Genomic DNA, 12,603 nt, shown 5'->3' on the forward strand with positions numbered 1-12,603 from the left:
GAGCTTCCACGGACATCCGGCGCGAACAATCGCCTCTAAGGACTTGTGCGATTTTTCGCCGATAGTACTATCGGTGAAATTGCTCTCGGGGGGCTCTACCGGGAGGAGACGTACGTGAAGCGTCTGACGGTTTCCACGGCGTTGCTCACCTCGCTGGCGCTGGGGCCGGCCCTGGCGCTGGCCGGGTGCAGCGGCGAGCGGCCCGTCGCGCCCTCCGACGGTGCGGCCGGTGCGGCCGGCGCCGCCGGGACCTCGGGCGGGGCGGCCGGGGCAGCCGGGGCCTCGCCGGTGCGCGGCGGGCGCCTGGTCTACGGCCTCGGCGCCGACGCGGCGGGCTTCAACCCCGTGACCGACCAGTTCGCGGCCGTGAGCTACAGCATGGCCGGGACGATCATCGAGACCCTGGTGGGGGTGACCGCCACCGGCGAGTGGAGACCCGTGCTGGCCGAGTCGCTCACCCCCAGCAGGAACGCCGACGAGTGGACGATCAAGGTGCGCCCGGGGATCACCTTCTCCACCGGCGAGCCTCTGGACGGCAAGACGGTCAAGGCCAACCTGGAGGCGCAGAAGGCGTCCCCGCTGACCAGAGCGGCGTTCACGCCCGTCGACTCCTTCGAGCTGGTCGACCCCATGACGGTGAAGGTGAGGCTGACGGGCCCCTGGGTGGCCTTCCCCTACCACCTCGCCGCGCAGATCGGGATGGTGGTCCCCGCGTCCTCCCTGGCCGACCCCGAGGCGGCCAGCCGCAGGCCGGTGGGGACCGGGCCGTTCGTGTTCAAGGAGTACACGCCGGGCAGCCGCATGGTCGTCACCAGGAACCCCGCCTACTGGCGCAAGGGGCTGCCCTACCTCGACGAGATCGAGTTCCGCGTTTTGCCCGACACCCAGACCCGGGCGCAGACTTTGGAGGCGGGCGGGATCGACGCGATGGGCACCACCCGCGACGACGACATCCTCAAGTTCGGCGCCCTCAAGGACGCGTACACGGTCAGGCGGGCCTCGGGCATGTCGGTGCCCGAGTACATGTTCATGCTGAACACCGCCGCGCCGCCCTTCGACGACCTGCGCCTGCGCCGGGCGCTGGCCCACGCCACCGACCGGGCGGCGGTCATCTCCACGCTGCGCGGCGGGCTGACCAAGGAGGCCGACGGCCCCTGGTCGAAGGACTCCCCGTGGTACGCCCCCGGGGGCGACTACCCCGCCTACGACCTGGACAGGGCGAAGGCCCTGATCGCCCAGGTCGAGGCCGAGAAGGGGCAGATCTCCTTCGAGGTGATCACACCGCCCGACCCCAACACCATGCAGGGCATAGAGCTGGCCCAGGACATGTGGCGCAAGGCCGGGGTGGAGGTGCGGATCAGGCAGGTCGACCAGGCCGACCTGGTGAACCGGGCCGTGACCGGCGACTTCCAGGCCACCGTGTGGACGCAGTTCTCCGCCTCCGACCCCGACGGCGAGTACGTCTGGATGCACCAGAACCACGCCGGGCCCGTCGGCAGCATCTCCCTGAACTTCAGCCGCCTCAAGGACCTCCGGCTCAGCCAGGCCCTCGACACCGGCAGGAGCAACCCCCAGGACGACGTCCGCAAGCAGGCCTACGCCACGGTCCAGCAGCGATTGCGCGAGCTCGTCCCCTACGTCTTCGTCGACCACCTCGACACCGGGGCGGTGATCGCGAAGACCAGGGTCGGCGGCATCGGCGACCACCTCCTGCCCGACGGCGACAAGGGCGTGCCGCTGACCGGCGCCCCCATCCCCTACCACCCGTTCTCCCAGGTCTGGGTCGGCCACCCGTGATCCTGGCACGGGCGGCCCGGCCGGCACTGGTACTGCTCGTCGTCACCTTCCTGTCGTACGCGCTGCTCGACCTGCTGCCGGGCGACCCGACCACCCAGATCCTGGGCCTGTCGGCGAGCGAGGAGGCGCGGGAGCGGCTCCGGGCGGAGCTGAGCCTCGACGAGCCGCTGGTGGTCCGCTACCTGGACTGGCTCGGCGGCCTGGTCACCGGCGACATGGGGACCTCCCCCATCACGAGCGTCCCGGTCGCCGAGGCCCTCGCCGAGCGGCTCCCCGTCACCCTGGAGCTGCTGGTGGCCGCGCAGCTGATCGCGCTCGGGCTCGCCGTGCCCGTCGGGGTCGCGGCGGCCCGCCGGGCGGGCCGGGCGCTCGACCAGGCGCTCACCGCGCTGAGCTTCGGCCTGCTGTCGACCCCGGTGTTCGTCCTGGGCGTGGTGCTGATCCTGGTGTTCGCCGTCGAGCTCCGGCTGCTTCCCGCGACCGGCTGGACCCCGATCTCGCTCGACCTGGGCTGGAACCTCACCTCGGTGCTGCTGCCCGCCGTCACCCTGGGCTGCGGGCAGATGGCCGTCTACGCGCGGCTGCTGCGGAACGACCTCATCGCCACCCTCCAGGAGGACTACATCACCCTGGCCCGCGCGCGGGGCCTGTCGCCCCGGCGCATCCTGTGGCGGCACGCGCTGCGGCCGTCCGCGATCTCCCTGGTCACCGCCGTCGGGCTCAACCTCGGCGCGCTCATCGGCGGAACGGTGATCATCGAGACGCTCTTCGGGCTGCCCGGCGTCGGGCGGCTCATCGTCGAGTCCATCTTCTCCCGCGACTACCTGACAGTGCAGGGGGGCGTCGTGCTGATCTCCATCGGCTACGTGCTGGTCAACGTCGCGGTCGACCTGGTCTACGTGGCCGTCGACCCCAGGATCCGGCGTGCCTAGGCGGCTGGGCCGGGGATTCTGGATCTCGGCGGCCTGGATCGCCCTGGTGCTCGCCGCGGCCCTCGCCGCCGACGTGCTGCCGCTGCCGCGCTACGACGCGACCCTGGCGGGGCCGCCCCAGGCGGGGCCGAGTCCCGCGCACCCGTTCGGCACCGACGGCCTGGGCCGCGACGTGCTCAGCAGGGTCGTGTACGGCGCGCGGGTCTCGCTCGGCGTCGGCGTCGGCGCGGTGCTGCTCGGCCTGCTGGTCGGCGCGCCGCTCGGCATCGTCGCCGGATACCGGGGGCGGGCGACGGACGCCGTGATCATGGCGGTCAACGACATCGCGCTCGCCTTCCCCGCGCTGGTGTTCGCGCTGGCCGTGGTCGCCTTCGCCGGGGCGAGCCTGACCAACGTGCTGATCGTGCTGGGCGTGCTGGGCGTGCCCGCCTGGACCAGGCTGATCCGCGGCGCCACCCTGTCGTTCTCCGGCCGGGAGTTCGTGCTCGCGGCCCGTGCCCTGGGCGCGCGGGACCGGCGGATCCTGCTGCGGGAGATCACCCCCAACGTGGCCGTGCCGGCCGCCTCCTACGCCTTCATCGGCATGGCGATCGCCGTGGTGGCCGAGGGCAGCCTCGCCTTCCTCGGGCTGTCGGTCCAGGCGCCCACCCCGACCTGGGGAGGGCTGATCAACGAGGGCCGCGCGGTGATGGACGGCGCCCCGCACGTCGTGCTCGCCCCCTCGCTCGTCATGTTCCTGACCGTGCTGTCGTGCAACGTCGTCGGCGACCGGCTCAGGGCGCTGACCGACGTACGGCAGAGCGGCCTGGAGCCCGCGCGCCGCGGCGGCGCGATCACGGAGGGTCCCCCCGCCGCGGAGGGCGCCGCGGAAGAGGAGGAGGGGGCGCTGCTGCGGGTCCGCGACCTGCGCACGCACTTCGTGACCGGGCGGGGCGTCGTGCGGGCGGTCGACGGCGTCTCCTTCACCCTGGAGCGCGGCCGTACGCTCGCCGTGGTGGGCGAGTCGGGCTCCGGCAAGACCATGCTGATCCGCTCGGTGCTGGGCCTGCTGCCCGGCGCGGGCGTGCTGCGCGGCGGGCAGGTGCGCCTGGAGGGCCGCGACCTCACCACCCTGTCCCCGAAGGAGCTGCGCGGGGTGCTCGGCACCCGGCTGGCGGCCGTCTTCCAGGACCCGATGACGGCGCTCAACCCGGTCAGGACCGTGGGCACCCAGGTGATGGAGCCGCTCAGGGTGCACCTGGGCCTGAGCCGGAGGCGGGCGCGGGCGGCGGCCGTCGAGCTGCTCGCCTCGGTCGGCATCCCCGAGCCCGCGCGGGCGCTGCGCCGCTACCCGCACCAGCTCTCCGGCGGCATGCGGCAGCGGGTGACGATCGCGATGGCGCTGTCCTGCGGCCCCGACGTGCTGTTCGCCGACGAGCCGACCACCGCGCTCGACGTCACCGTCCAGGACCAGGTGCTGCGGCTCATCCACCGGCAGCGCGAGGAACGCGACATGGCCATGGTGCTGGTCAGCCACGACCTGGCCGTGGTGGCGCGGTGGGCGGACGAGGTCGTCGTCATGTACGCGGGCAGGGTGGTCGAGCGCGGGCCCGCCGAGGCGCTGTTCGAGCGCACCCGCATGCCGTACACCGAGGCTCTGCTGAAGGCGGTGCCCCGGCTCACCGACCCCGCCCACCACCCGCTCCACCTCATCCCCGGCCGCCCGCCCGACCTGGCGGCCCTGCCCCCGGGGTGCGCGTTCCACCCCCGGTGCCCGTACGCGCGGGAGCGATGCGCGGCCGAGGCGCCCCCGCTGGCCGAGGCGGAGACCCCGGGCCACCTGTACGCCTGCTGGTATCCGGAGCGGGTCGAGAACACGAGGACCGAAAGGGCGGACACCCGTGGCAGGTAGCGGAAGCGCCCATCTCCGTCCCCCCGAGCAGGTGCTGCTCCGCGTCGAGGACCTCGTCGTGGAGTTCCCCGCGGGGCGCGGACGGCGCGTGCACGCGGTCTCCGGGGTGAGTTTCGACGTGGCCAGGGGAGAGACGCTCGGCATCGTGGGCGAGTCGGGCTGCGGGAAGTCCACCGCCGCGCGGGCGCTGATGCAGTTGCCCGCGCCCCTCGGCGGATCGGTCAGGCTGGACGGCGTGGAGCTCACCGGCCTGCGGGGCGAGACGCTGCGCAGGACCCGCAGGCGACTTCAAATGATCTTCCAGGATCCGATCTCGTCGCTCAACCCCCGGCGGCGGGTCCGCGACATCGTCGCGGAGGGGCCGCGCGTCTGGGGGACGGGGCGGGACAGGATCGACGAGATGCTGGAGGCGGTGGGGCTCGACCCTGCCACCGCCGCCGCCCGGCGCCCGCACGAGTTCTCCGGCGGGCAGTGCCAGCGGATCTCCATCGCGCGGGCGCTGGTGCTCGACCCCGAGGTGGTGATCTGCGACGAGCCGGTCTCCGCGCTCGACGTGTCGGTGCAGGCCCAGATCCTGAGCCTGCTGGAGGACCTCAAGAGGCGCTACCGGCTGACGCTGGTGTTCATCGCCCACGACCTGGCCGTGGTCAAGAACGTCAGCGACCGCGTCCTGGTGATGTACCTCGGCAAGACCTGCGAGCTGGCCTCGGGCGACACCCTGGTCAGGTCGCCCGCCCACCCCTACACACGGGCGCTGCTCGCCTCCGTCCCGCGCGGCGGGCTGGGCCTTCCCCCCGCCGACCGGCTGATCAGCGGGGAGCCCCCGTCCCCGGTGACGCCGCCCAGCGGGTGCCGCTTCAGGACCCGCTGCCCGGCGGCGACGCCGAGGTGCGCCGCCGAGGAGCCGGTCATGCGGAGGATCGGCCCCGACCAGTGGGTGGCCTGCCACCACCCGCAGGGGGTGACGGCCGGCTAGAGGCGCCCCGGGTGGCGGGCGGGCCACCTCCCGCCGGGGACCGGCTGACGGGCCCCTGCCGGGAGGCGTCCCTGACGGAGGTCAGCTGACGGGCTCCTGCCAGGCGGCGTCCCAGGTGGCGCGGTCGACGGCGCCGGTGACGGGCAGCCCCTTCTCCTTCTGGAACCTCCGGCAGACCTCGCTGGAGCCGGGGCCGTACAGGCCGTCGACGTCGATCGCCCAGCCCCGGTCGCGCATCCGCCGCTGCCAGGTGCGGACGTCCTCGCCCTTCATCACCGGCGGCTGCTTGAGCGTGCGGCCGGGAAAGGAGGGGTGCGGCTCCGGCGGGTTCGGAGCCCCGCCGGGGCGGGGGGCGCCGCGCTTGACCCAGGCGTACAGGGGCTCGCCGGGGCAGCTGGTCGAGTAGCCGTCGCGGTGCCCCTTGATCTCCTTGCCCGCGCCGCCCTTGTCCCTGAGGTATTCGATGGCGTCCAGGATGCCGTGCAGGACGCCGTCGGTCGGCTTGGTGAACCCCGAGGAGCCGACCAGGCCGAGCACCGCGTAGTGACCGCTGTTGAGCCCGGCGCCGTTGGCGGCCGGAACGTGGTGCGCGCCGCGCCCCTCGAAGACCTTTCGATGCGGACAAACCAGCATGGAGTATCCGACATCAATCCAGCCGTTGCCGTCCATGTGGTGGTTCTGGATGGACTTCACCAGCGCGACGCACTTGGCGTGGTCGTTCACGATGTCCGGGCTGACCTGGCCACCCGTGTAATGGACCTTCACTCCCCTGGTGGAGGTGAGCCTGCTGTAGGAACCACGCGGCTGGCGGGCACCCCACTCACGGCGAGTAACGAGATCGATGGCCACGAAACGTCTCCACTGTCTGAGTGATATTGCCCTACCGGAGCGTAATGGTTGACACGACACCGTATGAGGCCGTTGAACCAACTGAGTCCCTTGGCACGGTATGGCGGGGAAGCGCTCCTGATGATCGTCGGGCAGCGGAACAGCCGTCCCCCTAACCCCGGCCGGACGCCCTAAACCGTTCGTCCAGGACACCTCTCATCACAGACAAGACGGATAGCCTTGCCTCCATGGTCGCGACCCCCCTCATCCCTGGCGATCCGGACCGGCTCGGCGCGTTCCGGCTGGCCGGCAGGCTCGGCGAGGGCGGCCAGGGCGTCGTCTACCTCGCGCACGCGCCCAGCGGCGAGCGGGTGGCGGTGAAGGTGCTGTTCCGCGGCGACACCGCGTCGCGGGCGCGGCTCGCCCGCGAACTGTCCGCCCTGGAGAGCGTCGCCCCCTTCTGCACGGCGCGCGTGCTGACCGCCTCCGTGGACGGCCCCCTCCCGTACGTGGTCAGCGAGTTCGTCGACGGCCCCTCGCTGGAGGAGCGGATCCGCGAGCGGGGCCCGCTGCGGGGCGGCGAGCTGGAGCGCCTGGTGGTCGGTACGGCGACCGCGCTGGCGGCCATCCACGCCGCCGGGGTGGTGCACCGCGATTTCAAGCCCGCCAACGTGCTGCTCGGCCCCGACGGCCCCAGGGTGGTCGACTTCGGCATCGCCAGGGCGGAGAGCGCGGCCACGACCGCCTCCGGCCTCATCGGCACCCCCGCCTACCTGTCCCCCGAGCAGATCAACGGGGCTCCCGCCTCGCCGGCCTCCGACGTGTTCGGCTGGGCGGCCACCATGCTCTGCGCGGCGAGCGGCAGGTCTCCCTTCGGGGCCGACACCGTGCCGGCCGTGCTGAACCGGATCGTCAGCCACCACCCGGACCTGTCGGCCCTGCCCCCCGCGTTCGCGGGGCTGATCGCCTCCTGCCTGGACAAGGATCCCGCGCGCCGCCCGACGGCTCGCGCGCTGATGGTCGGCCTCGTCGACCCGGGCGCGGCCGACCCTTCCGCCGAGTCCGTCGAGAATCTGGCCAGGATCGGCAGCCGGATCGCCGCCCCTCCGGGACGGTCGGCGCTCACGACCCAGGAATCCCGTCGCGGCTCCCGGGGGATCGTCGTCGGCGCGGCCCTCGTCACGGTGTCCCTGCTGGTCGCCGCGGGCATCGCCGCCTGGTTCGTTCTGAAGACCCCCGAGACCGTCGCCGGAGACACCGACCGGGCGAGGCCGTCCCCCTCGACACCCTCGTCATCCTCGTCCCCGTCCGGGAGCGACGTACCGTCCACTCCGGAACCCTCCGGCACGAAGGGGTCGGCCTCGCCGGGCAGCGGCAGGAAGGTCCCCGCCTCATTCGCCGGAACGTGGGCCGGCGACGGCGTCACCTCCACCAACCCGTTCTCCCCCGGCGAGAAGCGGATCGAGGTCACGCTCAGGGAGGGCGACGACGGAGCCGAGTGGGCGGAACCGGTCAACGGCTGCGAGGGACGGATCGCCCTGACCAAGGTCACCGCGAACGAGCTGACCTTCACCCTCGGCTCCGGCACCGGCTGCGTCCCCGGCACCGTCTGGCTCAAGCGCAGGGGCGACGCCCTGACCTACACCTGGAAGGACGTCCCCGGCCCCGAACTGGTCACGGAGACCGGCGACCTGACCAGGAACCGATGACGCCCTGGCCGGTCATGATGCCGAGGACGACGATCACCGCCCCCACGGGCTGGTTCCACGCCAGCGTCTCGCCCAGGACGACCACCCCGAGGACGACGCCCACCAGCGGGGTCAGGTAGGTCACCGTCGAGGCGGTCGCCGCCCCCCAGCGGGCGATGACCGAGGTGTTCCACACGTAGGCGAGACCCGTGCCGAAGACGCCCAGGGCGGCCATGCTCGCCACGACGGGGAGGTCCAGGCGTACCGGACCGGTGGCCAGCAGCGGGCTCAGCGCGAGCATGACCAGGGCGGCCACACTGACCTGGGCGGCGGCGATGGTGGGAGCGTCGTGGCCGTACGCCAGGACGAAGCGCCGCGTGTAGGCGAAGGAGAGCCCGTAGCAGAACGTCGCTCCCAGGCAGGCGGCCTGCGCCCACCAGGGACCGGTCTCCGCGCCCAGGTTCCACGGGGCCAGCACGACGACGACACCGGCGGCGCCGAGCAGCAGGCCGAGCACCCCGGCCGCGCCGAGGCGCTCCTGCCGGAGCGCGGCCAGGGTCACGAGCATCGTCATCAGGGGCGTCGTCGCGTTGTAGATGCTGGAGAGCCCCGAGGGGATGTACTGCCCGGCCCAGGCGAACAACAGGAACGGCACCACGCACAGCATCAGGGCGATCACCCCCATGTGCGCCCAGAACACCGGCCGTCTCGGCCATCTCCTGCGGGTGACCAGCATGATCACGTTGAGGGCGAGCGCCCCCAGCGCGAGGCGTCCCAGCACCGTCTGGGCGGGCGAGAGACCGGTGAGGGCCACCTTGATGAACAGGAAGCTGGCCCCCCACGTCAGGGCCAGGGCGAGATACGCGGCGAGGACGGACCGGCCGGCAGAGGACGGCGCGGCGCCGGTCATCGGCGGGAACGGGGGTGTGGAGACGGTTCCTTCACGGGTCACGGGAGCAGTCTCGCCACCGCCCGGACCATGCGTCCAATGAGTTGCCCGCCGGATGTGATGAGATGTCCTCATGGGTGCGACGGTCGCGCAACTCCGGGTCTTCACCGCCGTGATCGCGAACGGCGGCTTCGGCGTGGCCGCCGAGGAGCTGGGCATGTCCCAGTCGGCTGTCTCCCACGCGCTCGCCGCCCTGGAGCGCGCCCTCGGCGCCCCGCTGGTGCTGCGGCACGGGAGCGTGCGCCCCACCGCGCTGGGCGCGGCGATCCTGCCGCACGCCCAGGCCGCGCTCGCCTCGGTCACCGCCATCGACGAGGTCGTCTCCTCGCACCTGGGACAGTACGCGGGGACCGTCCGGGTCGCCGCCCCGCCCACGGTCTGCTGCGGGCTGCTGCCCCAGCTCATGCGGACGTGGCGGGCGGAGCTCCCCGGCGTCGAGGTGCAGGTCTTCGAGGGCGACGACGACGAGCTGTCCCCCTGGCTGGAGACCGGGGTCGTCGACGCCGCGATCCTCGTCGACCCGGCGCCCCCGCCGCCGGCGCACGTGGTGGTGGGCCGCGACGCCTTCCACGCGGTGGTCCGCGCCGACCATCCGCTGGCCGGTCAGGAACACATCACGATGGCCGAGCTGGTGGAGGATCCGCTGCTGGTCTCCAAGGGAGGCTGCGAGCCCCAGACCCGCGCCCTGTGCTCCATGGCGGGCGTCCCCTACACGCCCGCCCAGCACGTACGCGAGCTCGGCACGCTCATCGGCATGATCGCCGCGGGCATCGGCGTCTCGACGGTTCCCGACCTCGGCCGCGGCCTGCTGCCTCCCGGGCTCGTCATGGTCCCGCTGAAGCCGTCCCTGGAACGCGCTCTCGTCCTCACCGGCCCGCTGACCCGGCCGCCGAGCCCGCTGGTCGACGCCCTCCTCCGCGCCGCCCCCGAGGTCCCCGCGGCGGTCCCGCCGCCCTGATCCCGGTGAGCCGCTGCCCTGATACCGGTTCGCGACGGGGCCGGTCGACGCCTGACCGCGGGCGGTCCCGCCGCGCTCGCCGACGCGGCGGGACCCCTGCCCGCCTCGACCGGAAGACCGACGGGCAGGACGGCCGGGCCTACCCGTCGAGGGCCTCGGTGTAGCGGCGGGCGAGAGTGCGGATGTGGGCGACCAGCTCGGGTGGGCCGTCGACGCGGAAGTCCATCATCAGCATGCTGAGGTAGATGGCGATGGTCTCCAGGGCGTCGGCACCGGTGACGAGGACGCTGGTGCGGGAGTCGACGGCCTCGACGACGCCGACGGCGGGGTTGATGCGGGCGATCACGGTCTCGGCGGGGGCGAGGACGGTGACGCGAGCCTGCACCTTCCAGCCGGTCTGCGCGACCTCGCGCAGGACGAAGGCGACCAGGTCGTCGTCGGGCAGGGGACGGGGCGCGAAGCGACGGGACGCGGGCCGGACGCCGGTCAGGCCGGCGACGGGCAGCGCCCGCCAGGCGTGCGCGCCGAGGTCGTAGGCGACCAGGAACCAGCGGCGACGCCAGCTGATCAGGCGGTAGGGCTCCACCTCGGTCTCGGTGCCGGCACGGGTCGCCAGCAGGGTCGCGCCGTCGCGGATCGCGCCCGCGACGACGGTGAGGGTCTCGGCGGGCACCGGGGCGTCCGGCTCGCGGGAGCCGACCGTGGCGGGCCCGACCGCGGTGGCCGACCGCAGGGCGGTCACCTTGCGCTGCAGGCGTTTCGGGAGGATCCGCTGGAGCTTGGCGAGCGCCCGGGTGAGGCTGGCGTCGATGTCGGTGATCCCGGTGGAGCCGTCCTCGGCCAGGCCGACGGCCAGCGCCACGGCCACCGCCTCGTCGTCGTCGAGCAGCAGCGGGGGCATCTTCGCGCCCTGTCCGAGCCGGTATCCGCCCACCGCGCCGCGCGCGGCGTGCACCGGATAGCCGAGTTCGCGCAGGCGCTGGATGTCCTGGCGCAGGGTGCGGTCGGTGACGCCGAGACGCTCGGCGAGCTCGCGGCCGGTGTGGGACCGGTCCTGCAGCAGGGACAGCAGGCGCAGCACTCGAGTCGTCGTCGAAGCCATCGATTTCTTCTCGTCCAGAGTGATTATTAGGAACGAAATTAGCCTAATGGACCCATAGATTGGTGTCACAGGCAAGGAAGAGATCGAAGGGTGAAATCATGAACACCACCACCACCGTCACCTCCCTGCGGCCGGTCTGGCGTGAGGTGCTGGCCGTCTCCTACCTGGCGCTGGAGAACAGCGTCGCGGGTGTGCGGGACGACCAGTGGGACAACGCCACCCCGTGCTCGGAATGGACGGTCACCCAGGTGGTTCAGCACGCCGCAGGCGACCAGCTCGCCTACGCGAAGATGCTCGGCGTCGGAAACGGCCCGGCCTACGACCCCTTCTCGCCTTCCGGAGCCGTCGACGGCACCGCGGCGGAGCTGGTGAAGGACGCCGTCGAGCAGACCGCCGCGGCGTGGGCGACCGTCGCCGATGACACCGAGACCGTTCCGACGCCGCTGCCGCACGGCGACCTGCCCACTCCGGTCGCCGCGGTGATGTGCGCGCTCGACGCCGCCGTGCACGCGTGGGACATCGCGATCGCCACGGGCCGGCCGTCCCCGCTCGACGACGAGCTCGCCGGCCACCTTCTCGCCGCGGCGCGGGGAATCGTCGAACCGTTGCGCCAGTGGGGCGCCTACGCGCCGGTGGTCGAGACCGCCGGCGGCCCCTCCTCCACCCCGGTCGTCGACGACCTGCTCCGCTACCTCGGCCGCACCCCGCGCTGACGATCGAGGTCCGCGAGGCCCCGTCGAACGCGTCCACGACCGATCCCCCGACGAGTCACGGCCTAAAACCCTTCGACCGGCGGGCGCCTCGCGAGGATCATTGGCGCCATGTCCGTACTCAAGGAGGTCGACTTCCAGCCGGAGCCGCGCCCGGTGGAGCTGCCGATGAAGATCTGGCTCGACGACGGCGACGCGGCGGTGGACGTGATCGACGCGCTCGCGCTGTCGCCGTTCGCCACCGGGGCCCAGCCCTGGTCGCGCACCGCGAGCCTGGAGCGGGTCCGTCCCGACGCCTCCCTCGCCCCCGCCTCGGGGACGCTCGTCCGGGCGGCCTCGGAGAAGGACGGCCGCGACTCGCGGCTGCTGTGCGGGGAGGGCTGGACGCTGCGCGTGGTCCGCTACCGCAACCGCGCCGCCACGGTCAGCGTGACCGCGGTCGACGAGGGGCTGGCCCGCTCGGTGATCGAGGAGGTCACCAGGGACGCCGAGGAGCCCGCCCCCGAGAGCGACCACGTGGAAATGGGCTTCTGGTGGCAGAGCCGTTGCTTGTGAGTGTGCTGTGGTAAGCACCCTTTCAGGCAGCTTCCGGCTTGCGCCGGAGCGTTCCCCGTTTCCGGGGTTCCCGTTTCGCCGGTGCGCGCCCGGCACGGGTGCCGGGTCCTACCGCTCCTCCACGGGCGTTTCGCGTCTCCCCGCGACTCTGGGCGACGTCGGCCGCGAGCGCGGCCAGATTCAGCGCGGCATTGAGGTCCCGCCCCAGGGCAAGGCC

11 protein-coding genes are annotated in these 12,603 nt (G+C 72.9%); 8 read left to right on the forward strand and 3 right to left on the reverse strand.

All coding sequences use genetic code 11. From position 1 onward, the window contains the following. Window positions 1–114 precede the first annotated feature (114 nt). The 4 genes from ACTOQ1_RS13820 to ACTOQ1_RS13835 are packed head-to-tail and all read left to right on the forward strand — an operon-like array spanning window position 115 to window position 5,596. Window positions 115–1,797 carry an ABC transporter substrate-binding protein gene (locus tag ACTOQ1_RS13820; protein WP_440067154.1) on the forward strand — a complete coding sequence of 561 codons (1,683 nt, stop codon included), beginning with the start codon at window positions 115–117 and terminating at the stop codon, window positions 1,795–1,797. Further along, window positions 1,794–2,729: an ABC transporter permease gene (locus ACTOQ1_RS13825; RefSeq protein WP_440067156.1), complete on the forward strand. Its 936-nt coding sequence runs from the start codon at window positions 1,794–1,796 to the stop codon at window positions 2,727–2,729. Before ACTOQ1_RS13820 ends, ACTOQ1_RS13825 begins: the two co-directional genes overlap by 4 nt. Then, complete coding sequence (locus ACTOQ1_RS13830; protein ID WP_440067158.1) at window positions 2,722–4,620, forward strand: dipeptide/oligopeptide/nickel ABC transporter permease/ATP-binding protein; 1,899 nt, start codon at window positions 2,722–2,724, stop codon at window positions 4,618–4,620. The genes ACTOQ1_RS13825 and ACTOQ1_RS13830 overlap by 8 nt, the downstream gene beginning before the upstream one ends. Continuing rightward, window positions 4,610–5,596: an ABC transporter ATP-binding protein gene (locus tag ACTOQ1_RS13835; protein WP_440067160.1), complete on the forward strand. Its 987-nt coding sequence runs from the start codon at window positions 4,610–4,612 to the stop codon at window positions 5,594–5,596. The genes ACTOQ1_RS13830 and ACTOQ1_RS13835 overlap by 11 nt, the downstream gene beginning before the upstream one ends. Before the next feature lie 81 nt (window positions 5,597–5,677). On the opposite strand, the gene ACTOQ1_RS13840 is transcribed toward ACTOQ1_RS13835, so the two are convergent. Next, a complete protein-coding gene (locus ACTOQ1_RS13840) occupies window positions 5,678–6,445 on the reverse strand; it encodes a peptidoglycan recognition protein family protein (RefSeq protein ID WP_440067162.1) in 768 nt (255 codons plus the stop codon). 227 nt (window positions 6,446–6,672) lie between these two features. Between ACTOQ1_RS13840 and ACTOQ1_RS13845 the strand changes: the two genes are divergently transcribed. Then, complete coding sequence (locus ACTOQ1_RS13845) at window positions 6,673–8,133, forward strand: serine/threonine-protein kinase (RefSeq protein ID WP_440067163.1); 1,461 nt, start codon at window positions 6,673–6,675, stop codon at window positions 8,131–8,133. On the opposite strand, the gene ACTOQ1_RS13850 is transcribed toward ACTOQ1_RS13845, so the two are convergent. After that, window positions 8,099–9,064: a DMT family transporter gene (locus ACTOQ1_RS13850; protein ID WP_440067165.1), complete on the reverse strand. Its 966-nt coding sequence runs from the start codon at window positions 9,062–9,064 to the stop codon at window positions 8,099–8,101. The genes ACTOQ1_RS13845 and ACTOQ1_RS13850 overlap by 35 nt on opposite strands. A gap of 70 nt (window positions 9,065–9,134) precedes the next feature. Between ACTOQ1_RS13850 and ACTOQ1_RS13855 the strand changes: the two genes are divergently transcribed. After that, window positions 9,135–10,019, forward strand: coding sequence for a LysR family transcriptional regulator (locus tag ACTOQ1_RS13855; RefSeq protein ID WP_440067166.1), 885 nt, complete (start codon window positions 9,135–9,137; stop codon window positions 10,017–10,019). 139 nt (window positions 10,020–10,158) lie between these two features. On the opposite strand, the gene ACTOQ1_RS13860 is transcribed toward ACTOQ1_RS13855, so the two are convergent. Next, on the reverse strand, window positions 10,159–11,121 hold the full coding sequence (locus tag ACTOQ1_RS13860) for a helix-turn-helix transcriptional regulator (protein WP_440067167.1): 963 nt from the start codon (window positions 11,119–11,121) through the stop codon (window positions 10,159–10,161). 98 nt (window positions 11,122–11,219) lie between these two features. Between ACTOQ1_RS13860 and ACTOQ1_RS13865 the strand changes: the two genes are divergently transcribed. Both ACTOQ1_RS13865 and ACTOQ1_RS13870 read left to right on the forward strand, forming a co-directional pair. Then, window positions 11,220–11,834 (forward strand): TIGR03086 family metal-binding protein, encoded by a 615-nt coding sequence (locus ACTOQ1_RS13865; protein ID WP_440067168.1) that lies wholly within the window; start codon window positions 11,220–11,222, stop codon window positions 11,832–11,834. Between the two features lie 108 nt (window positions 11,835–11,942). Then, on the forward strand, window positions 11,943–12,386 hold the full coding sequence (locus ACTOQ1_RS13870) for a DUF5925 domain-containing protein (RefSeq protein ID WP_440067169.1): 444 nt from the start codon (window positions 11,943–11,945) through the stop codon (window positions 12,384–12,386). The last annotated feature ends 217 nt before the right edge of the window (window positions 12,387–12,603 follow it).

This window comes from Streptosporangium sp. OZ121, from assembly GCF_051918885.1.
GTDB lineage: Bacteria > Actinomycetota > Actinomycetes > Streptosporangiales > Streptosporangiaceae > Streptosporangium.

Bases quoted from the DNA above. Each gene is read 5' to 3' on its own strand.
- ACTOQ1_RS13870 (WP_440067169.1), top strand. From the start codon at position 11,943: ATGTCCGTACTCAAGGAGGTCGACTTCCAGCCGGAGCCGCGCCCGGTG.
- ACTOQ1_RS13865 (WP_440067168.1), top strand. From the start codon at position 11,220: ATGAACACCACCACCACCGTCACCTCCCTGCGGCCGGTCTGGCGTGAG.
- ACTOQ1_RS13855 (WP_440067166.1), top strand. From the start codon at position 9,135: ATGGGTGCGACGGTCGCGCAACTCCGGGTCTTCACCGCCGTGATCGCG.
- ACTOQ1_RS13845 (WP_440067163.1), top strand. From the start codon at position 6,673: ATGGTCGCGACCCCCCTCATCCCTGGCGATCCGGACCGGCTCGGCGCG.
- ACTOQ1_RS13860 (WP_440067167.1), bottom strand. From the start codon at position 11,121: ATGGCTTCGACGACGACTCGAGTGCTGCGCCTGCTGTCCCTGCTGCAG.